This is a genomic window from Rhizobium sp. Rhizsp82, assembly GCF_047325115.1.
GTDB lineage: Bacteria > Pseudomonadota > Alphaproteobacteria > Rhizobiales > Rhizobiaceae > Rhizobium.
The window spans coordinates 134,290-155,128 of sequence record NZ_CP168571.1; the positions used below are offsets into that span (position 1 = coordinate 134,290).

Annotated in this window: 18 protein-coding genes; 11 read left to right on the forward strand and 7 right to left on the reverse strand. The window is 62.8% G+C overall.

Annotated features, from left to right (window positions below; all coding sequences use genetic code 11):
* Positions 1-212 precede the first annotated feature (212 nt).
* From ACEN84_RS24765 to ACEN84_RS24785, 5 genes are all read left to right on the forward strand, one after another.
* A complete protein-coding gene (locus tag ACEN84_RS24765) occupies positions 213-1,370 on the forward strand; it encodes a Gfo/Idh/MocA family protein (protein ID WP_112714655.1) in 1,158 nt (385 codons plus the stop codon).
* A 13-nt stretch (positions 1,371-1,383) separates the two neighbouring features.
* Entirely contained in the window at positions 1,384-2,268 is an 885-nt protein-coding gene (locus tag ACEN84_RS24770; protein ID WP_112714657.1) for a carbohydrate ABC transporter permease, read from the forward strand.
* Positions 2,265-3,122: a carbohydrate ABC transporter permease gene (locus ACEN84_RS24775; protein ID WP_130280411.1), complete on the forward strand. Its 858-nt coding sequence runs from the start codon at positions 2,265-2,267 to the stop codon at positions 3,120-3,122. The genes ACEN84_RS24770 and ACEN84_RS24775 overlap by 4 nt, the downstream gene beginning before the upstream one ends.
* 74 nt (positions 3,123-3,196) lie before the next feature.
* A complete protein-coding gene (locus tag ACEN84_RS24780) occupies positions 3,197-4,402 on the forward strand; it encodes an ABC transporter substrate-binding protein (protein ID WP_413712534.1) in 1,206 nt (401 codons plus the stop codon).
* 87 nt (positions 4,403-4,489) lie between these two features.
* Positions 4,490-5,623: an ABC transporter ATP-binding protein gene (locus tag ACEN84_RS24785; RefSeq protein WP_413712028.1), complete on the forward strand. Its 1,134-nt coding sequence runs from the start codon at positions 4,490-4,492 to the stop codon at positions 5,621-5,623.
* Between the two features lie 34 nt (positions 5,624-5,657).
* On the opposite strand, the gene ACEN84_RS24790 is transcribed toward ACEN84_RS24785, so the two are convergent.
* The 7 genes from ACEN84_RS24790 to ACEN84_RS24820 are packed head-to-tail and all read right to left on the reverse strand — an operon-like array spanning position 5,658 to position 13,176.
* Entirely contained in the window at positions 5,658-6,263 is a 606-nt protein-coding gene (locus tag ACEN84_RS24790) for an alkylhydroperoxidase domain protein (RefSeq protein ID WP_413712029.1), read from the reverse strand.
* Positions 6,264-6,274: 11 nt separating this feature from the next.
* Complete coding sequence (locus ACEN84_RS24795) at positions 6,275-6,910, reverse strand: CMD domain protein (RefSeq protein WP_413712030.1); 636 nt, start codon at positions 6,908-6,910, stop codon at positions 6,275-6,277.
* Between the two features lie 23 nt (positions 6,911-6,933).
* Positions 6,934-7,980, reverse strand: coding sequence for a putative FMN-dependent luciferase-like monooxygenase (locus tag ACEN84_RS24800; protein ID WP_413712031.1), 1,047 nt, complete (start codon positions 7,978-7,980; stop codon positions 6,934-6,936).
* Complete coding sequence (locus ACEN84_RS24805; RefSeq protein WP_413712032.1) at positions 7,977-9,662, reverse strand: dipeptide ABC transporter ATP-binding protein; 1,686 nt, start codon at positions 9,660-9,662, stop codon at positions 7,977-7,979. Before ACEN84_RS24805 ends, ACEN84_RS24800 begins: the two co-directional genes overlap by 4 nt.
* Positions 9,659-10,549 (reverse strand): ABC transporter permease, encoded by an 891-nt coding sequence (locus ACEN84_RS24810; RefSeq protein WP_413712033.1) that lies wholly within the window; start codon positions 10,547-10,549, stop codon positions 9,659-9,661. The genes ACEN84_RS24805 and ACEN84_RS24810 overlap by 4 nt, the downstream gene beginning before the upstream one ends.
* On the reverse strand, positions 10,546-11,493 hold the full coding sequence (locus tag ACEN84_RS24815) for an ABC transporter permease (RefSeq protein ID WP_413712034.1): 948 nt from the start codon (positions 11,491-11,493) through the stop codon (positions 10,546-10,548). Before ACEN84_RS24815 ends, ACEN84_RS24810 begins: the two co-directional genes overlap by 4 nt.
* A 51-nt stretch (positions 11,494-11,544) precedes the next feature.
* Positions 11,545-13,176 carry a TIGR04028 family ABC transporter substrate-binding protein gene (locus ACEN84_RS24820; RefSeq protein ID WP_413712035.1) on the reverse strand — a complete coding sequence of 544 codons (1,632 nt, stop codon included), beginning with the start codon at positions 13,174-13,176 and terminating at the stop codon, positions 11,545-11,547.
* Between the two features lie 401 nt (positions 13,177-13,577).
* On the opposite strand from ACEN84_RS24820, the gene ACEN84_RS24825 reads away from it, so the two are divergent.
* Genes ACEN84_RS24825 through ACEN84_RS24850 form a run of 6 tightly spaced genes read left to right on the forward strand, consistent with a single transcriptional unit; the run spans position 13,578 to position 20,797 of the window.
* Entirely contained in the window at positions 13,578-14,564 is a 987-nt protein-coding gene (locus tag ACEN84_RS24825; protein ID WP_413712036.1) for a BMP family protein, read from the forward strand.
* 9 nt (positions 14,565-14,573) lie between these two features.
* A complete protein-coding gene (locus tag ACEN84_RS24830; RefSeq protein ID WP_413712037.1) occupies positions 14,574-15,986 on the forward strand; it encodes an amidase in 1,413 nt (470 codons plus the stop codon).
* Positions 15,983-17,509, forward strand: a complete 1,527-nt coding sequence (locus ACEN84_RS24835; RefSeq protein ID WP_413712038.1) for an ABC transporter ATP-binding protein — start codon at positions 15,983-15,985, stop codon at positions 17,507-17,509. The genes ACEN84_RS24830 and ACEN84_RS24835 overlap by 4 nt, the downstream gene beginning before the upstream one ends.
* Positions 17,499-18,548: an ABC transporter permease gene (locus ACEN84_RS24840; RefSeq protein WP_413712039.1), complete on the forward strand. Its 1,050-nt coding sequence runs from the start codon at positions 17,499-17,501 to the stop codon at positions 18,546-18,548. Before ACEN84_RS24835 ends, ACEN84_RS24840 begins: the two co-directional genes overlap by 11 nt.
* Positions 18,545-19,486 carry an ABC transporter permease gene (locus tag ACEN84_RS24845; protein WP_413712040.1) on the forward strand — a complete coding sequence of 314 codons (942 nt, stop codon included), beginning with the start codon at positions 18,545-18,547 and terminating at the stop codon, positions 19,484-19,486. Before ACEN84_RS24840 ends, ACEN84_RS24845 begins: the two co-directional genes overlap by 4 nt.
* Positions 19,487-19,507: 21 nt before the next feature.
* A complete protein-coding gene (locus ACEN84_RS24850) occupies positions 19,508-20,797 on the forward strand; it encodes an amidohydrolase family protein (RefSeq protein ID WP_413712041.1) in 1,290 nt (429 codons plus the stop codon).
* Positions 20,798-20,839: the final 42 nt, after the last annotated feature.

The window sequence follows — 20,839 nt, forward strand, 5'->3', positions numbered from 1 at the left end:
CCAGGGAACGAAACCAGTTTCATGACGCCAGCGGCAGCCGTTTTCATCGGCTGCCTGCTTTGCTTGCGCGGATATGCCCAGAAACGCGCTTATCCCGTATATTATGAAAATTAATTTCATCAATGCGCTTTCAGGCCCGTTTTCGGTTGACGGCCCCTGATTTTTGTCCCAACTTGAAGAAAATAAATTACGAAATTGGGAACGTCATCGGGATGAAAGTGGGAATCATAGGGCTGGGATTCCGGCTCGGCTACCTCGGCCATGTCTTTACGGCTATCGACAGCAGCTTCGAAATCGTCGGCTATGTCGATCCGGAGCCCGCGGGTCTTCCGGGGCTGACGGAAAAGGGCATTTCGGTCGGCAAGGCCTATGGCACGCCGCAGGAACTGCTGGCCTCCGAAAAGCTCGATCTCCTGATGATCGGCTCTCCCAACCACATGCATCTCGACCACATCCGCCTCGGCCTCGAATCCGGCCTGAAGGTTTTCTGCGAAAAGCCGATCGTCACGACGATCGCCGAGAGCATCGAGCTCGCTCATCTGATGGCGAAATTCGGCCATGAGCGGCTGATGGTCGGCCTCGTGCTGCGCTACTCGCCGCTCTACAAGGACCTGCGCGCCATCCAGGCCGAAGGCAAGCTCGGCCAGATCGTCTCGATCGAGGCATCCGAGCATATCGAGCCCTATCACGGCGCCTTCTTCATGCGCGACTGGCGCCGCTACGAGCGCTATTCCGGCAGCTTCATGCTGGAAAAGTGCTGCCATGATCTCGATCTCTACAATGGCGTCGTCGGCGCACGTCCCGAGCGCGTCGCGAGCTTCGGCGGTCGCAAGAGCTTCATTCCCGCCAACGACCCGGCCCGCGAAGGCATCAACGATCTCGAACTCTTCCATCGCAAGCCGAGCGGCTGGATGGGCTCCGACAAGGTGTTCGACAGCGACGCCGATATCATCGACTACCAGGTGGCAATCGTCGAATATGCCAATGGCGTCGGCATGAACTTTCACACAAACCTGAACGTCCCCGACCAGTTCCGCCGTTTCGCGATCATGGGGTCGCGCGGCATGGCCGAAGGCGACTTCGTCCGTGGCTATCTCGATGTCCACGAGCAGCTGACTGGCAAAAAGGTCGTCGAGACGAAATATGCCGCGACCGAACTCTCCCAGCATTACGGCGCCGACGAGCAGATGGCGGCCGATATCCTGGAGAGCGTGCGCACCGGGTCCGAGCTTCCGGTCTCGACGCTCAATGCTCTGGAGGCCGGCATCCTGGCGCTTGCCATGGATGAAGCCCGCATGAAGAAGGCCGTCATCGACCTTCGTCCCGTCTGGGACAGGTTCGACGAGGCGCTACACGCCAGAGCGGCTTGAGGGAGGCGGCAAGATGAGTGCTCAGAAAAGTGCCGTCATCTTCGCCTGGATCCTTCTCCTTCCGGCAGTCCTTTACGTCCTGGCAATCGTTGCCTATCCGCTGGTCGACACATTCATCCTGTCGTTCACTGACGCATCGCTGCGTAAGGTCACGAACTGGGTCGGCTGGGTCAATTACGAGAAGATCTTCAATTCCACCTTCGCGGAAGTCATTCTGCGCACCTTCATCTGGACGTTCTTTTCGGTCGCCCTGAAGATGATCATCGGCACGTTCGGCGCTGTCATGCTGAATGCCGCCGTGCCCGGCCGTTCGCTGTTCCGGCTGCTGACCATGCCGCCATGGATCGTGCCGATGGCAATCGGCATCTTCATGTGGGGCTGGATGTATAATGGCCAGTTCGGGATGATCTCCGGCCTGCTGCAGCGCTTCGGCCTGGTCGATGGCCCCGTCGCCTTCCTTGCCTATGGCAGCACCGCCTTCTGGGCGACGATCGTGACCGACGTCTGGATCGGCGTGCCGCTGGTGACGATCTACTTCCTCGCCGCCATCCAGTCGATCCCGAAGGATCTCTATGAGGCCGCATGGACCGACGGCGCCGGCCGCATGTACCGCTTCCGCCGCATCACGCTGCCGCTGATGGTTCCCGCCATCATCACCATGTCGATGCTGTCGCTGATCGCGACCTTCAATTCCTTCGACATCATCTGGATCCTGACGCAGGGCGGTCCGAGCGGTGAAACGACGACGATGATCATCGACACCTATCAGACGGCAATCGGCTCGAAGAAATACGGTGAAGGTGCAGCCCGCGCCGTGCTGATCTGCATCTTCCTGTCGCTCTTCTGCTTCGCCTATTTCCGCGTCACCCGCCGCCTCAACCCGGAGAAGCGCGCATGAGCAGCCGTCCCATGATCGATCGCTACAGTTGGTGGGAAATCATCCTCATCTATTGTGGCATCGCGCTGTTTCTCTTCTTCGTGCTGTCGCCTTTCGTCGAAGGCTTCCTGGTATCCTTGAAGCCGCTCAGCCAGCTCTTCTCCTCGCCATACCGCTTCTGGCCGGAGAACGGCTCGTTCGAGGCCTACAGGACAATGTGGATCAGCGTGCCGGGCTTCGGGCGCTATATCTTCAACTCCTTCTTCATCTCGATCATCGTGACCGTCATCGTGCTCTGCCTGGTCATCCCGGCATCCTATGCCTTCGCGAAGTTCGAATTCCGCGGCATGGGCATCCTGCTCGGCGCCTTCCTGACGGTGAACATGTTCTCCGGCGCCGTGCTGCTCATTCCGCTTTTCCGCCTGATGCGCACGATGGGCGTGCTCAACACCTATTTCGCCATGATCGTGCCGGGTGTCGCCTTCCTGATCCCGTCGGCGATCTGGCTTCTGCGCACCTACATGATCCGCATTCCCCAGGAACTCAACGAAGCGGCCTATATGGATGGCGCCAGCCATTTCTACACGCTCCGCCGCGTCATTCTGCCAATTGCGATGCCGGGGATTATCGTCGTCGCGATTACCACCTTCATCGGCGCCTATGCCCAACAGTTCATCTTCGCGCTGACCTTCAACTCGAAGACTGAATACATGCCCCTGCCGGTGGGACTCTTCGCTTACTTCGGAAAGCAGGAGGTCATCTGGAACGAACTGATGGCGGCCTCCTTCGTCGGCATCGCGCCGGCGATGGTCGTCATCTTCTTCCTTCAGCGCTACCTTGTCGGCGGCCTGACCGCCGGTGCGGTGAAACAATAAGACCAAGAAAAGAGTGAACAGCTAACAACGAGAATGGGAGTCACGACGTGAACACTACCATCAAGACAGGCCTAATGGCGCTCGCCTTGCTCGGTTCGACGGCACTGACCGCGGTCACTGCCCAGGCAGCCGACAAGGAAATCAGCTGGATCTATTGCGGCGACACGATCGACCCGATCCACACCAAATACATCAAGGAATGGGAATCCAAGAACGAAGGCTGGAAGGTCGCGCCCGAAGTTGTCGGCTGGGCGCAGTGCCAGGACAAGGCTACGACGCTGGCAGCCGCCGGCACGCCCGTCGCCATGGCCTATGTCGGCTCGCGCACGCTGAAGGAATTCGCGCAGAACGACCTGATCGTTCCGGTTCCGATGAGTGACGACGAGAAGAAGGGTTACTACCCGCACATCGTCGACACCGTCACCTTCGACGGCAACCAGTGGGGCGTTCCGATCGCCTTCTCGACCAAGGCCCTCTACTGGAACAAGGATCTCTTCAAGCAGGCCGGTCTCGACCCCGAGAAGCCGCCGAAGACCTGGGCCGAAGAAATCGAGATGGCAAAGACCATCAAGGAAAAGACCGGCGTTCCGGGCTTCGGCCTCTCGGCCAAGACCTTCGACAACACGATGCACCAGTTCATGCATTGGGTTTATACGAATAACGGCGCCGTCACCGATGCCGAAGGCAAGGTGACCCTCGACAGCCCGCAGATCCTCGCGGCCCTGAAGGCCTATAAGGATATCGCCGCTTATGCCGAAGAAGGCCCGACAGCATACGAACAGAACGAAGTTCGCGCCATCTTCCTCGACGGCAAGGTCGCGATGATCCAGGCCGGCTCCGGCGCTGCCTACCGCCTGAAGGACACCAAGATCAACTGGGGCGTTGCGACGCTGCCGCTTGGTCCGGATGCCAAGGGCGCCGGCACGCTGCTGATCACCGACAGCCTTGCGATCTTCAAGGGCTCGGGCGTCGAAGAAAAGGCGACCGACTTCGCCAAGTACATCACCTCTCCCGATATCCAGGGCGAATACGAACTGCAGGGCGGCGCTGGCCTCACCCCGCTGCGTCCGTCCAAGAAGGTCGACGAGTTCGTTGCCAAGGATCCCTTCTGGAAGCCGTTCATCGAGGGTATCGATTACGGTGGTCCGGAGCCGCTCTTCACCGATTACAAGGGCTTCCAGAACTCAATGATCGAGATGGTCCAGTCCGTCGTCACCGGCAAGGCAGAACCGGAAGCCGCCCTCAAGAAGGCTGCCGGCGAAATCGAAGCCTTCAAGTAAGCCTCGAAACGGGGATCGCGGTCATCCGGCCGCGATCCTCACCGACCAACTTCATGCGCGTTCAAGGCCGGGACCGGAGACAGATTTTTGGGACAGCTTCAGCTCAATAAAGTTCAAAAATTCTATGGCGACTACGAAGTTCTGAAAGGCGTCGAGCTCGACGTGAAGAACGGCGAGTTCGTTGTCTTCGTCGGCCCGTCGGGCTGCGGCAAGTCCACGCTGCTGCGGATGATCGCCGGCCTCGATGCGACCACCAAGGGCGACATCGTCATCGACGGCGTACGCGTCAACGATCTACCGCCGGTCAAGCGCGGCATCGCCATGGTCTTCCAGTCCTACGCGCTCTATCCGCATATGAGCGTCTTCGAGAACATCGCATTCCCGCTGCGCGTCGAGAAGATGGAGGAGGAGAAGCTCAAGGCCAAGGTGGAGAATGCGGCCCGCATCCTGCATCTCGAAACGCGGCTGCAGCAGAAGCCTGGCATGCTCTCGGGTGGCCAGCGCCAGCGTGTCGCGATCGGCCGCGCGATCGTCCGTGAACCGAAGATCTTCCTGTTCGACGAGCCGCTCTCGAACCTCGACGCGGCCCTGCGCGCCGACATGCGCATCGAGCTTGCCAAGCTGCACCGGCAGCTGAAGGCGACGATGATCTACGTCACCCACGACCAGGTGGAAGCCATGACCATGGCCGACCGCATCGTCGTGCTCGACGCCGGCAACATCTCGCAGACGGGCGCGCCGCTGGAGCTCTATCACAAGCCGGCAAACCAGTTCGTCGCCGGCTTCATCGGCAATCCGAAAATGAATTTCCTGCCGGTCACCTGCACGGCGGCCAGCGCCTCCGGCGTCACCGTCGATTATCGGGGCCAGACGGCAACGCTGCCGGTCACGCCGCGCGACGGCATGGTCGGCAAAACGCTGACGCTCGGCATCCGCCCGGAACATATCCAGCTGACCAACGGTGACATCTCGCTCGCCGTCACCCCGAGCGTCATCGAGCGGCTCGGCGCCAATACCGTTGCCTATGCAGCACTCGGCGGCGAAACGGAAAACTTCTGCGCCATGCTCCCCGGCAGCGTCGGCATCCGCGCCGACCAGCCTGTCACCGTCGGCATCAACGCCGCCGACTGCCATCTCTTCGACGAGGAAGGCAAGGCGTTCGAGCGCCGGGTCGAACTCACCGAAATCGACATGAACCTGCTGTCGCCGGCGACAGCGTGAGGGCAAGCGAGCGGGTTCTCGCCCCCGCCTCGCTTCATGCCGCCGGTGTGGGCTCGCCGAGTGAGAGCATCAGCCGGTTGGCCCAGTTGAAGAAGGCAGCACCATGAATGGCATCGGCGATCTCCAGATCGTCCAGCCCCTGCTCGCGCAGGTGAGCGATGTCGTCAGCGCCGAAGCTCGACGGTGTCCCGGTCAGCGAAACCGAGGCCGCAACGACTGCATTCCATCGGCGGCTGCCGAGTTCGGCGCCGGTCCCCTCTTCTAGCAGCCGCTGGACGTCTTCGGTACGCTTTGAATAATGCGATGCGAAGCGCGAATGGACCGACGCGCAGAAGATGCAGCCGTTCGTGCGCGACGCGGCTGTTGCGGACAGTTCGCGTTCCGCGCGAGGCAGTCCGGCGCGGGTATTATAAAAGATATCCTTGTCGGTCTTCGTGCGCGCCTCAAGCGTTTCGGGGTCTCTGGCAAGAAGCATGAAATAGGGCGATTTTGAGCGCGAGGCATCGACAAGCCCAGCCCAATGGCGATCGGTCAGCTCGTCTTCGGTGAGCGGTGTCAGCCAGGGTGTCCAGCCGATTTCGGCCTGGGTGAAGGCGTTCGGGCGGTTGTCGATCTCAGGGCGGGTGACAGTTTCGGTCATGATGCTTCTCCTTATTCCGCTGCTGCGCGCGCGAGACTGCCTTCACCGGCAGCACCGAGTGCCGAAAGCCCGGCAACGACACGGATCTGGAAGGACAGGAATGCGACGAGCTGCGAAAGCGTGACGATGCCGGTTGTCGACCAGCCTGCGTCGAGAAGCTTTTGCAGGGCCTCCGGGCTGGCTTCTCTTGGCCGGTAGACCAGGAGATGGGCGTGTTCGAGACCGGCACTGAGCTTGGCGCCGAGCACGGCACGGCTGAAATCCGAAACGGCGAAGACCAGCCCGTCAGTATCCTCGACAGAGAGCGGTCCCGAGGGATAGTGGCCATACGGCCCGCGTGCCGCACCCCTCGCGATCTCGGTCTTCACTGCGGCAGCCAGCGATGCGCCGCCATTCAGATCGGCGAGACCGGCGGCGTAGAATTCGCCGGCTGCACCGGCCTGATTGAGGCCGGCAACGAAGGCCGCGACCGCAAGCCGCTCGGCGCGCGTCACCGCGTCTTCCGAAACAGGCTCGAAGAGGGCGAGGTAGCTCTTCTGGGCGTTGGCGCGGGTTTCCGGGCGCTCGCGGCGAAGCCGGTCGATGAATGAACCGGCCTGGGCTCCCGTGAGGAGATCGATGATGTCAGGCGTGGGAGAAGAACTCATGTCTGATGCCTTTCCTGGAAAATTCATGCGGTTGCGAGGCGGCGCTCGTGGATTGCCGGTCCATTGCGGACCCAGCCGAGCGCCGGGGCGACTTCGCTGGCGACAAGCTCCAGCGAGCGAAGAATGTGTTCGTGCGGCGGGTCGACGGAATGAACCTGGAAGACGAGATCGGTGACCCGCGCCAGCGCGGTATCGGCGCTGAGCGATGCGATGACATCGTCAGGCGTGCCGACATGCACGTCGAAGGCCCTGATGAGATCTTCGGTCTTCTTGCTTGCGACCTGATGGCCGCTGGCGATGAAGCGTTCGACACTGCGCTGCAGCCCGAGCTCGGCAAAATGCAGCGCGGTCTTCCGGTCCTCGGCGACAAAGAGACTGCGCGATCCCAGGATCCGGGGCGCTCGTCCCTGGGGCAGGTTTGCCAGATAGGTATCGATGATCGGGTTCTGGAGATCCCAGAGCAGCGCTTCGGGGCTCTCTACCGGGCGCGGCTGCGTCCGCGACAGCATCAGGCCGTCCCCGTCCAGCCCCGCCCGTTCACCGCCGCCAACCGAAAACGTCGCCTGCCAGACACGATCGAGCAGATGCGGCGCCGCAGGATAGAGATGGTTGCCGCCGGCGAGTTCGCGGCCGGCCCAAGCATCCCGTACCGTTGCGAGGCTCTTGGCATAGACGGCGCCGCGATCGCTGCTTTCCAGCCCGAATGGCAGGAAGGACGTCGGCGTACCGCCAGTTCCGAACCCGACTTCCAGACGGCCGTTAGCGAGAAGGTCGAGAACGGCAGTGTCTTCTGCGACGCGCACAGCACTCTCCATCGGCAGCGTGATGACGCCCGTGCCCAGCCGGATGCGCGACGTCCTGCCTGCGAGCTCGCCGAGAAAGACGAGCGGCGCCGGAAGGCCGCCTTCTTCGCCGTTGAAATGGTGTTGCGCCACCCAGGCGCTGTCGAAGCCATGTTTCTCCGCGTGCAGGATCTGCTCGGCAACCAGCCTGTAGCGGGTCGCCGGATCGGCCTGGTCGAGGACGCGGCTGAAGAAGCCGAGGCGCTTCGGCGTTGGGGAATGACTCATGGCTGAGTTCCTGTGCTGATCAAGGGGGATGGCCGCTGGGCCGGAAATTTCTTGCCGGGGATCGCTTCGATCAATTCGCGCGTATAGGCGCTCGAAGGGTTGCCGAAGACCTCCTGGACGGGACCGCTGTCGACGATCTTTCCAGCGCTGAGAACCGAGACCGTGTCGGCGATCTGCCTGACGACGGCGAGATCGTGCGAAACGAACAGATAGGTCAGACCGAGTTCCCGCTGCAGCTTCTGAAGCAGCGCCAGGATTTGCGCTTGCACCGTGACGTCGAGCGCCGAGACGGCCTCGTCGAGCACCAGGATCTGCGGCCCGAGCACCAGTGCCCGGGCAATCGCCACGCGCTGCCTCTGCCCGCCCGATAGCGCATGCGGGCGCCTGTCGAGGACATCCGCCGGAAGTCCGACCTTGTCGATGATCGACACGACGCGCTCTGCCCGCTCCTGCCGTGTGACCGGTTCGAAGTTCAACAGCGGCTCCTCGACGATCCGCCGCACCGTCTGGCGCGGATCGAGCGAGCCGAACGGGTTCTGATAGACAAGCTGGATCTTCTTGCGGAAGAGCCGCAGGTTCTCGCCCCGCAGCGTGGAGAGGTCGAGGCCATCGATAACCACCCGCCCGGCCGTCGGCTTCTCGAATGCCGAGATGATGCGGATGCTGGTAGTCTTGCCAGACCCGGATTCTCCGACCAGCGCATGGGTCGTTCCGCGTTTGACGCGAAAGGAGACGCCGTCGACGGCAAAGAAGCGGTTCGGCCCGCCGAGGCCGAAATCCTTGACGAGATTTTCGACGACGATGATGTCCTCGCCGCCCTCATGCCAGCTGTCGGTTGGCGATCGCGCGGCGGCATTGAGCGATGGGGCGTCGGCAAGCAATTGCCTTGTATAGGCGCTTTGTGGTCTGGCGAGCACATCCGCCGTCAGACCCTGCTCCTGAATGCGGCCGTGCCGGAGGACGATCAGGCGATCGGCACGGTCGGCAGCGACGCCGAGATCGTGGGTGACGAGAAGCACGGCAGTTCCGTATTCGCGCCGCAACTCGTCGATCAGGTCGAGGATATGCTTTTGCACGGTGACATCGAGCGCGCTTGTCGGCTCGTCGGCGATGATCAGCGATGGCTTGAGTGCAATGGCGATGGCGATCAGCACGCGTTGCTTCATGCCGCCCGAAAGCTCGTGCGGATATTGCTGCGCCCTGAGCTTGGGTTCGCTGAGGCCGACGCGCTCGAGAAGTTCGATCGCCTGCGCATAGGCAGCCGGCCCGGACGCCTCGCCGTGGATCGCCAGGATCTCCGCCACCTGCTTGCCGATCGTCTTGACCGCGTTGAGGGAGCTTCCGGGATCCTGCGGCACGAGGCTGATGACCGCGCCGCGGATCGCGTCCAGCCGGCGCTGCGGCCAGGCTGCAATCTCCTGGCCGTTCAGCCGGATACTGCCGCCTTCAAGCTTTCCATTCTCCGGCAGAAGACCGATGATCGCCTGTGCCGTCGAGCTTTTTCCGGAACCGGACTCTCCGACGAGCGCGACCACCTCGCCCGCGCCGACTGTGAAATTGATACCGTGCACGGCGGTCCGCACGCCGTTGCGATCGCCGTAGCTGACCGTCAAGCCAGAGACGTCGAGGATGGGGGAGGCCGTCGGCGTGCTGCGAGGCAAGTCCACGGGTTGGATCGTCATCGTTCTATCCTTCCGATGGCCTGGCTGACGCGGTTGACGGAGAGGACGACCAGCACCACGACGATGCCGGGCGCCGCCGTCAGCCACCAGGCGGTTGCAATATAGTTGCGGCCCTCGGCGATCAGCAGGCCCCATTCGGGCGTCGGCGGCGGCGCGCCATAGCCGAGGAAGCCGAGCGTCGAAAGCTGCAGGATGGCCCAGCCGACCTGCAGCGCCGCGAAGGCGATTACCGAGGTCAACGAGTTCGGCAGAACGTGGCGCCAGAGCACGCTGAAGAACGTGCCACCGCTGCCGAAGGCGGCCTCGACATAGTCGCTGCGCCGGACGGTCACGACTTCGGACCGGGCGATCCGCGCAAAGCTCGCCACCGATGTGATGCCGACGGCGATCGCGGCGTTGATCGTGCCGAAGCCGAGCAGAATGATGATGCTGAGCGACAGAAGGAGAGCGGGAATGGACAGCAGCACGTCTACAAGGCGCATGATCGCCGCGTCGGTGCGCCCGCCGAGCGAACCGGCCAGCACGCCGAGCGCCGTTCCTGCCGCAAGGCCGATGGCGACGGCAGCGAGCGCGCCGGAAAGCGAATGCACCGCCCCGTGCACGAGACGCGCATAGAGGTCGCGCCCGAGCGCATCCGTGCCCAGCAGATGAACGGCGCTCGGCGCCTTCAGTTGCTGGCCTGGCAGTCCCTTGATCGGGTCATAGCCGGTGAACAGACCCGGCGCGATGGCCCAGAGCAGAACGATGAGCAGGACGGCACCCGCAAGCACGAGGCCGATGTCGATACGACGGCGTTTTGAGTTCCGCACGGCTTCCGATCGGGATCGTTCCGCCGTTTCGGCAGGCTTCAGGCCCTGTGATGTTTCGGCAATGTCGAGGCTGGTCATCGTGCGGTCTCCGGTCCGGCTTTCAGCCGCGGATCGAGAATGGGATAGAGAAGATCGATCGACAGGTTGATGGTGACGAAAGCGGCAGCCGAGAGCACGACGATCGCCTGAAGCACCGCAACGTCCTGGAAGTTGACGGCCTGCTCGGTCAGGCTGCCGATGCCATTCAGGCCAAAGACGGTCTCGGTGATCACCGCGCCGGCGAGCAGCTCGCCGAACAGCACGCCCGCAACGGTCAGCACCGGCAGGAAGGCGTTCTTGGCGACATGACGCCAGAGAACCCAGCCATGCGAAGCGCCCTTGGCGCGGGCGACGGCGACGAAGGGGCGCGTCAGCACCTTGTCGATATTGCGCAGCAGGATCTGGGCAAGCGGCGCCGAGATCGGGACGGCAACGGTCAGCACCGGCAGGATCAGGCCTTCCCACGGCCCCGGATTGATCACCGGAACGAGCCGCAGACGAAAGGAAAAGATCTGGATCAGCATGATCCCGAGCCAGAAGGTCGGCACCGATACGAAGAGCGACGGCACCGACTGGATGATGATGCTGCGCAACCGGCCGAAACCCTGCAGATTGGCGAGGACCGCCAGCGTCACGGCTATCAGTGCTGCAACCAGGAAGCCGAAGCCCGCAAGCCGGATGGTTGGCGGGATATCGGCGGCAAGCTGCGCGCTGACGGCAACGCCTGCCTGCAGCGAATAGCCGAAATCCCCGGTCAGGAACCGCCCCGCCGTATGCAGATATTGGCTGATCAGCGATCCGTCGGCAGCATAGGCGGCGCGAATATCGGCAAGCTGCTCTGGGCTCAGGCCATATTCCGGGTTCCGGAATTTGATGAGGACGGCATCACCCGGCATTGCCTGCAGCAGGATGAAAGAGATCGTGAACGCCGCCCACAGGACGATCAGTGCCTGGCCGATGCGGGAGATGAAATAGCGGGTCATGCCGTTCCTTTCGGGGTAGCGGAGCCGGCTTTGCGGCCGACTCCGGCTCGATCAATGTTCGACAAGCCAGGTGCTGTAGAAGCTCGGGCGGCCGACGGCCTCGAAACCGACGCCCTGGACGTAGGGCGCGCCGGCAAAGACCTGCGGCTCCTCGAAGATCGGGATGGCATAGGCCTGGTCGATCACGTAGTTCTGGACGTCGCCGGCTAACTGGAGACGCTTTGCGCGGTCCGGTTCGGAGGACAGCTGTTCGAGCAGGCCGTTCAGCTTGTCGTCGACGAAGGACTTCACCTTGTCGCTCGGCCCGCCCTTCTGGCGAAGCACGTCACGGTTCTTCGGGTAATACTGGCTCTTGATCACATCGGGATCGGCGCGGCCGACCATGGCGGGCGAAACCGGTGTCTTGGCCGGATCGAGATCGTCGACCGTCTTGCTGCCGGAATCGCCGGCAAGCACGTTCAGCGTCACGCCAAGCTTGGCCCATTGCTGGGCGACGAGTTGCAGCGTCGCCTTGTTCTGCGGCTGTGGCGGAGATTCGTAGGCCGTCAGCACAAGCTGGTTGCCATCCTTCTCGCGAATGCCGTTTGCGCCCGGCTTCCAGCCTGCTTCATCGAGAAGCTTGGCAGCCTTGTCGGCGTCATAGGTAAGCTTCGGCGACAGATCAAGATACCCCTGGGCAGTCGATGCAATGATCGACTTTGCCTGCGGATAGTTTGCCGAGAACAGCGTGGAAATGATCTCGGCGCTGTTGGTGCCATGCAGCAGCGCCTGGCGGACGCGCACGTCCGAGACCAGCGGATTGTCCGGGCGGAAGACGACGCTGTTGTTCACACCGCGGGTCGGTGCCGCGTAGATCTTGTAACCTTGGCTTTCGACCTGTTCCTCGTCATAGGCCTGAACCTGGCGGATGAAATCGGCCTGGCCGGAAAGAAGAGCGCCGATGCGCACGCTGTCTTCGCCGGTGATGACGTATTTGATGCCGTCGAGATAGGCGCGCCCCTGATGCTCCAGCTTCGCCGGACCCCACGCATAGTCCTCGCGCACCTTCAGCGTCAGCTCCTTGCCGAGCGTCTCGCTATCCACCACAAACGGGCCGGAACCGATGATCTTCGTCGCGTCGCCGAGCTGGTCGAAGGGCAGCGCCAGCGTCTTCAGCGACACAAGACCGGAGCCGATGACCGATGTACCCTGCAGGAAGCCCGGAGACGGCTTCTTGAAATAGAACTTCAATGTCAGCGGATCGATGACTTCGGAACGATCATAGTTGTTGATCACTTCCGATACCGGCTGCTTCAGCTCCTTTTTGCCGAGACCGAACGTGTCGTAATTCTTGGCGACAGCGGCAGCATCGAGCGGCGTACCGTCGGAGAAGGTCACGCCCTTGCGCAGCTTGAACGTATATTCCGTCGCGTTGTCATTGACCGTCCAGGACTCGGCGACCCACGGCTCGATCTCGAGCGTCTTAGGGTTCTGGTAGGTCAGCTTGTCGGTGATCTGGTTGAGCACGCCGCCGTTCGGATAGAAGCCGCCGGCCGGCGGATAGAGGTTCGTGTGCGGTTGCTGCTCGAGATAGATCAGAGTTCCGCCCTGAACGGGCTTTGCGCTCGCATCTGCAGCGGATGCAAAGGCCGAGAACGAAACTGAAATTGCGCTCGCAAGAAGCAGGGTTTTAGCAGTCGCCATTAAGCTCATCGATTTTCCCTCGAAAGTGATGAGCTGACGCTAACGCCTTATGACTATTGTATATAGAATTAGTATTCTATTTGAATCCGAAACTGAGAAAATTCTAAGACGCCAGCAACCGCCACTCTTGAAAAATTGCGCCTGCTGCCGCCTTTCCCGTCAGAGACGACCGGCGGGCTGGCAGGTCATTTGCCTCTATATGCCGGCTATCCATCGGGCATGATTGCAATCGGGCCGCGAACGGTATCCGGCGCCGCTGAAAATGCCGGCTGATTCCATAACCATTTGAAATCGAATATACTATTTTTAGCTGTGCCCATTCATTGATCACGAACTCTGCTTGACACTTTTTTAACCCCTGCCTATGGTTTTTACCAAATAGTCAAAAAAGGGGAACGACTATGAAAAATCAGATCATCATGTCTCGCCGTAGCGTTCTGGCCTCGGGCATTGCGCTCGGCGTCAGCGCGCTTTCTCCCGCCGCACGCGCCGCCGCACCGCTCAAGGTGGCCGGCATCCACGCCTCGCCGGTCGAAAATGCCTGGAACTCCTGTCTCCATGCGGCCCTTCAAGCCGCGGCGAAGGAAGGCGTCATCGAATATGTCTTCTCCGAGGGCGTCTCGGGCACCGATTACCCGCGCGCCATGCGCGAATATGCCGAACAGGGCAACAAGCTGATCATCGGCGAGGCCTATGCGGTCGAAAAGGAAGCGCGCCAGGTGGCCGCCGAATATCCCGACACCGCTTTTGTTCTCGGCTCCAGCGGCAATGAGGAAGGCGGCAATTTCGGCGTCTTCGGCACCTGGAACCATGACGGCGCCTATCTGGCGGGGATGCTCGCCGGCAAGATGACGAAGTCCAACGTCGTCGGTTCCGTCGGTGCGATCCCGATCCCCGAAGTCAACATGCTGATCAATGCCTTCGGCGAAGGCGTCAAGGCCGTGAACCCCGACGCCAAGCACCTCGTTGCCTTCATCGGCACGTTCTTCGACCCGCCGAAGGCGCGTGAAGCCGGCCTTGCCCAGATCGATGCAGGCGCGGACATTCTGTTCGGCGAGCGCATCGGCACGGCGGATGCCGCCAAGGAGCGCGGCATCAAGGCTGTCGGATCGCTGATCGATTACTCGCCGCGCTATCCCGACACGGTATTCGCCAACGCGCTCTGGGGCTTCCGTCCGATCCTCAATGCGGCGATCGCCGACGTTCAGGCCGGCAAGCCTGTTGGCAAGAACTACACGGCCTTCGGCCTGATGAAGGAAGGCGGCAGCGACATCGTCTATGTGAAGGGTGTGGCCCCGGCCGATGCCGAAACAGCGATGGAAGCCAAGCGGGCCGAGATCAAGGCCGGGACCTTCGAAGTTCCGAGAAACATGGACCAGCCGAAGTAATTCTCGCCCATGTTTCAGGACGCAACCGCGCTCGCCGGGTCGATCAGGGACGGCCGCACCTCGGCAAGCGAGGCCATGCAGGCCGCTATCGAGGCGGCCGCGCGTGAGGAGGCGCTTGGCGCGATCGCCTATCTCGATACCGGGATGGGCGTAGAAGCTGCGCGCCGCCTCGACGCCGAGCGGCAAAGCGAGCCCGAGCGTTTCAACGCCCGCGTCTTCGCTGGCGTGCCGACGCTCGCCAAGGATCTCGGCGGGCCGTTTGCGGGCCTGCCCGTTGCGGCCGGTTCTCGGCTCTTCGAGCGCCGGAAATCCGGTCTCGATTCCGACCTCGCCGGCCGTTTTCGCGACGCCGGTCTTGTTCCCTTCGGCCTGACCACCAGTCCGGAATTTGGCCTGTCGCTCGCCAGCGAGCCGGCGATCGGTCCGCTCTGCCGCAATCCGCTCGACCGGAACCGGACACCCGGAGGCTCGTCGGGCGGGGCGGCGGCGGCCGTTGCCGCTGGCATCGTGGCGATCGCGCATGCGACCGACGCCGGTGGATCGATCCGTGTGCCGGCAGCGTGCTGCGGCCTCGTCGGCCTGAAGCCCGGCCGCGGCGCAATGCCCGCCGGACCTTTCTTCGGCAACCATCTCGGCGGGATTGCCAGCGAAATGGCGGTCACGCGCTCCGTACGGGACGCCGCCGCCATATTCGAAGCGCTCGGAGGCCCTGCCCGCGGTCCATTTGCGGACGCACCATCTGCGGCGCCACCGGAGCGGCCGCTGCGGATCGGCGTGCTGATCGATACGGGCGCGGCCCATCCGACCACCGCAGACCGCGCGCAGGCGGTGGAAGACGCCGCGAAGTTCCTGGAAAGCCGCGGTCACGCCATCGTGGCGCTCGCCTGGCAGGATTTTGCGCCTCTCGCCGACACCAGCGCGAAAGTCTTCGGCAACATTATCGCCGCCAATCTTGCCGCCTTGATCGATGGCCTTGCTCTCGACGCCGGCAAGACGGAAAAGATGACGCAGGCCTTCATCAACCGTGGACGCACCATGCCGGCAACGGAACTCTGGAAATCACTCGATGCCGGTGTGCGGGTCAGCCATGGTCTCTGGTCCCAGTTCGACAGCGTCGATGCGATTGTCACGCCGATGCTTTCAAGCGCACCGTTGCCGATCGGCTCGTTTCCATCGGATCACGATGACACCGAGCTTCATCTCAACCGCATGACCGCCTTTGCGCCGCTCGCAGCGCTCGCCAATATATCGGGCTTTCCGGCGATCACCTTGCCCTTCGGCAAGGATGCCGACGGCCTGCCGCTGCCGGTCCAGATCATCGCTCCGTTCAGCCAGGAGAAGCTGCTGCTTTCTCTGGCCGCCACGCTGGAAGCCGACGAACGCTGGCAGCACCCCTTCAGCGTTGCAGGACTGAACGCATGAGCGAAAAGGTTCTCGAGCTCCTCGGCATCAGCAAGCGCTTCGGCGACAATCTCGCCAATGACGGCATCTCGCTCGCTCTCGACAAGGGCGAGATCGTTGCCCTTCTCGGCGAGAACGGAGCAGGGAAGACGACGCTGATGAGCATCCTCTTCGGCCACTATGTGCCGGACAGCGGATCGATCCGCATTCACGGAAAGGATATCCCGCCCGGGCGGCCGCGTGCCGCGATTGCCGCAGGGGTCGGCATGGTTCACCAGCATTTCGCGCTCGCCCCCAACCTGACCGTGCTCGAAAACGTCATGACGGGGACGGAGACGCTCTGGAATATCCGCTCGCAATCGGCTGCGGCACGACGGAAACTTGCCGGGATAGCCGACCGCTTCGGCCTCAAGGTCGACCCGGATGCCCGTCTAGGCGATCTCTCTGTCGGCGAGCGGCAGCGCGTCGAGATCCTGAAAGCGCTGTATAACGATGCGCGCATCCTGATCCTCGATGAGCCGACGGCCGTACTGACCAATATCGAGGCCGAGCGGCTGTTTTCGACATTGAAGGAAATGGCGCGTCAGGGCCTTTCCCTGATCTTTATTTCGCACAAGCTCGACGAGGTCATGGCCGCGGCCGATCGTATCGTCGTCTTGAGAGGCGGCAGGATGGTCGCCGAGCGCCGGGCCGCGGAGACCAGCAAGGCGGAGCTTGCCGAGCTGATGGTCGGGCGGCGCGTCGAGCGGCCGGTGCGCGAACCCTCGACGCCTGGCGCCGTTGCGCTTGAAGCGCGCGGCCTGACGGTCCGCATCGGCGGCGTGGACCGGCTGAAAGAGATCGGCTTCACGCTTTGCGAGGGCGAGGTTCTCGGTATCATCGGGGTCTCCGGAAACGGCCAGGCGCCTCTCGCTCAGCTCCTCTCCGGCACGCTGGCCCGCACAGGAGGCGATCTCCTGCTTTATGGCGAGCCCGTCGGCAATCTCGGCGTCAATGATGTGATTGCCGCCGGCATCGGCCGCATTCCGGAGGATCGCAACCGGGAAGGTGCGATCGGCGGCATGGCCATCTGGGAGAACGCCGTACTAGAACGGCTGCCGGAATATTCCCGCAATGGCCTGGTCGACCGAAAGGCCGGCATGGCCTTCGCCGCCGAAATCATTCAGGAATTCGACGTGCGCGGTGGAACAGCGGCAAGCCGCACCCGGCTTCTTTCCGGGGGCAACATGCAAAAGCTGATCCTCGGGCGCAATCTTCAGCGCCGTCCACGCATCCTAATCGCCGCGCAGCCGGCCCGCGGTCTCGACGAAGGCGCGGTCGCCGCCGTGCACGCCCGTATCCTCGAAGCGCGCCGCGCCGGCACCGCCGTGCTGCTGATCTCCGAAGATCTGGACGAGGTGATATCGCTGGCCGACCGCATTCAGGCGATTGTCGGCGGGCGTCTGTCGCCTTCTGTCGATGCGGTGGAAGCCAATGCGCGCCGTCTCGGATTGATGATGGCGGGCGATTGGAGCCATACTGCGGAGACCCGTCATGCGCCTTGAACGCCGCGAGCATCGGCCGCTCTATCTGATGGCCGGGGCGCCGGTCGCCGCAATCATCATTGCCCTGGCGCTGTCAGGCATTCTGATCGCCATTGCCGGTGCGCCGGTGCTGGAAGCCTACAGGCGCATTCTCATCGGCGCCTTCGGTTCACGGCTTTCGGCAACGGAAACGCTGACCCGGGCCACACCACTGATCCTGACCGGGCTTGCCGCCGCAGTCGCCTTTCGCGCCCGCCTCTGGAACATCGGGGCCGAGGGGCAGTTCTATTTCGGCGCCATCGCGGTCGCCGCCTTCGGCTCGAAACTGCTTGCCGGCCTGCCCTCCGTCGCGCTCATTCCTCTCCTCCTCGTCATTGGCGCCGCCGCCGGCATGGTGTTGATCCTCGTGCCGCTCTGGCTGCGCCTGCGCTTTTCGGTCGATGAGGTCGTCACCAGCCTGCTCATGAACTTCATCGCCATTCTCTTCGTTTCGATGCTGATCGATGGCGTGCTCAAAGATCCCCTCGCCTTCGGCTGGCCGCAATCGCAGTCGGTCGCAGATCACGCCATGTTGCCGAAGCTGCTTGCCCGCTCTCGCCTCCATATCGGCCTGGCGATTGCCATCGGCCTGGCGATCGCCATCCATTTCATCCAGTCGCGCACCGTCTTCGGCATGCAGTCGCGGGCTGCCGGGCTCAATCCGCAGGGGGCCGTCTTCGCCGGCGTTCCGCTCGCCCGCACGCTGGTCAAGGTCGCCTGCATCTCCGGCGGGCTGGCGGGCCTTGCCGGTGCCATCGAGGTGATGGGCGTCAGGGGCTATGTGACCACCGACCTCTCGCCGGGCTTCGGCTATTCCGGCATCGTGGTTGCCATGCTGGCGAACCTCAATCCGATTGGCGTCATCTTCGCGGCGCTGTTTACGGCCGTGATGTTTGTCGGCGCCGACGGCATGAGCCGCAGCCTGGGCATCCCGACCTATATTGCCGACGTCACGGTCGCGCTTTCGCTTCTGACGATGGTCGTGGCACTGTTCTTCACGCAGTATAGGATCCGCCGATGAGCACGCTGATCGACATCCTTGCATCGGCCGGCCTCTGGGCGGCGATCCTGCGCATCGCGACGCCGCTGATCTTCGGCACTCTCGGCGCCCTGCTCTGCGAGCGCGCAGGCGTGCTCAATCTCGGCATCGAGGGGATCATGACCTTCGGCGCCATGATCGGCTGGCTTGCCGTCTATCACGGTGCCGATCTCTGGACGGGATTGCTGGTGGCGGCACTCGCCGGCGGCCTGTTCGGATTGCTGCATTCGCTGCTGACGGTGACGCTCGGTCTTTCGCAGCATGTCACGGGCCTCGGCGTGACGCTCTTTGCCTCCAGCTTCAGCTACTACGTGTTCCGGCTGATCGTTCCCGTCGCCGGCACCCCGCCGACGATCGTGCCGTTCCAGCCGATCGACATTCCCGGCCTCTCATCCCTGCCCTTCATCGGCCCGGCGCTCTTCACGCAGACGGCGCCGACCTATCTGGCGATCGCCGTCGCGCTTCTGATGGGATACGTGATCTTTCGCACGCCTTTCGGGCTGGCCATTCGCATGACCGGTGAAAATCCGCATGCGGCAGAAGCGCAGGGACTAAATCCGGTGCGGATCCGCTATGGCGCGATCGTCGCCGGCAGCGCGCTGATGGCCGTCGGCGGTGCCTTCCTGACCCTGTCGGCGTTCAACAGCTTCTTTCCGACGATGGTGCAGGGCCGCGGCTGGATCTGCATCGCGCTCGTTGTCTTTGCATCGTGGCGGCCGGGCCGCGCGCTGTTCGGCGCCCTGCTCTTCGCCTTTTTCGATGCCTTTCAGCTCAGGCTGCAGACTGCCGTCAGCGGCGTGCCCTACCAGATCTTCCTGATGACGCCGTATATCTTGTCCATCGTCGCGCTCGCCGTCATGGCGCGGCGCGCCCGCGTGCCGCAGGCGCTGATGCAACCCTACCGCCGCGGCGAACGATAATTTTCCGAAAAGGAGCCAGCCATGTTCGATCTGATCATCCGCGATGCCAACCTGCCTGATGGACGCAAGGGAATGGACATCGCCGTTTCCGGCGGCCTGATCGCGGCCGTCGAGAAAAATATCGAAGCAACGGCCGGCGAGGAGATCATGGCGACCAATCGCCTGGTCTCGCCACCCTTCATCGATCCGCATTTTCACATGGATGCGACATTGTCGCTCGGCCTGCCGCGCATGAATGTCTCGGGCACATTGCTCGAAGGCATTGCGCTCTGGGGTGAATTGCGGCCGATCGTGACGAAGGAGGAACTGGTCGAGCGCGCACTCAGATATTGCGACCTCGCCGTCAGCCAGGGCCTGCTCTTCATCCGCAGCCACGTCGACACCTCTGATCCGAAACTGGTGACGGCGGAGGCCCTGCTCGAGGTCAAGGAGCGGGTGAAGCCCTATATCGACCTGCAGCTCGTCGCCTTCCCGCAGGATGGGTACTACCGCGCCGCGGACGGGGTCGCTTCGCTCAATCGCGCCCTCGACATGGGTGTCGATATCGTCGGCGGCATTCCGCATTTCGAGCGCACGATGGATGAGGGGCGCCTTTCGGTGGAGGCGCTCTGCCGCATCGCCGCCGACCGCGGCCTGCCGGTCGACATGCATTGCGACGAAACCGACGATCCTCACTCGCGCCATATCGAAACGCTTGCCGCCGAAACAGTCCGTTTCGGCTTGCAGGGCCGGGTGGCCGGCTCGCACCTGACCTCGATGCATTCGATGGACAACTACTATGTCTCGAAGCTCATTCCGCTGATGGCCGAGGCGCGGATCAACGTCATCCCGAACCCGCTGATCAACATCATGCTGCAGGGCCGGCATGACACCTATCCCAAGCGCCGCGGTATGACGCGCGTACGCGAGCTGATGGATGCCGGCCTCAACGTGTCCTTCGGGCACGACTGCGTCATGGACCCCTGGTATTCGATGGGTTCCGGCGACATGCTGGAGGTCGGCCATATGGCGATCCATGTGGCGCAGATGGCGGGCGTGGAGGACAAGAAGAAGATTTTCGAGGCCCTGACCGTCAACTCGGCGAAAACCCTCGGGCTCGAAGGCTATGGGCTGGACAAGGGCTGCAATGCCGACCTCGTCATCCTTCAGGCGGCCGATCCGCTGGAAGCGCTTCGCCTCAAGCCGGTTCGCCTAGCCGTTATCAAGGGCGGAAGGGTGATCGCGCGCACCGCGCCTCGGATCACGACCATATCGATCGACGGGCGGCCGCAGGCAATAGACATCGGGCTCGACTATATTCCCAGGGCCTAGCCGCGCCTGCGCGTAAGAAGCGTTAGGATCTCGCGCTTGCCT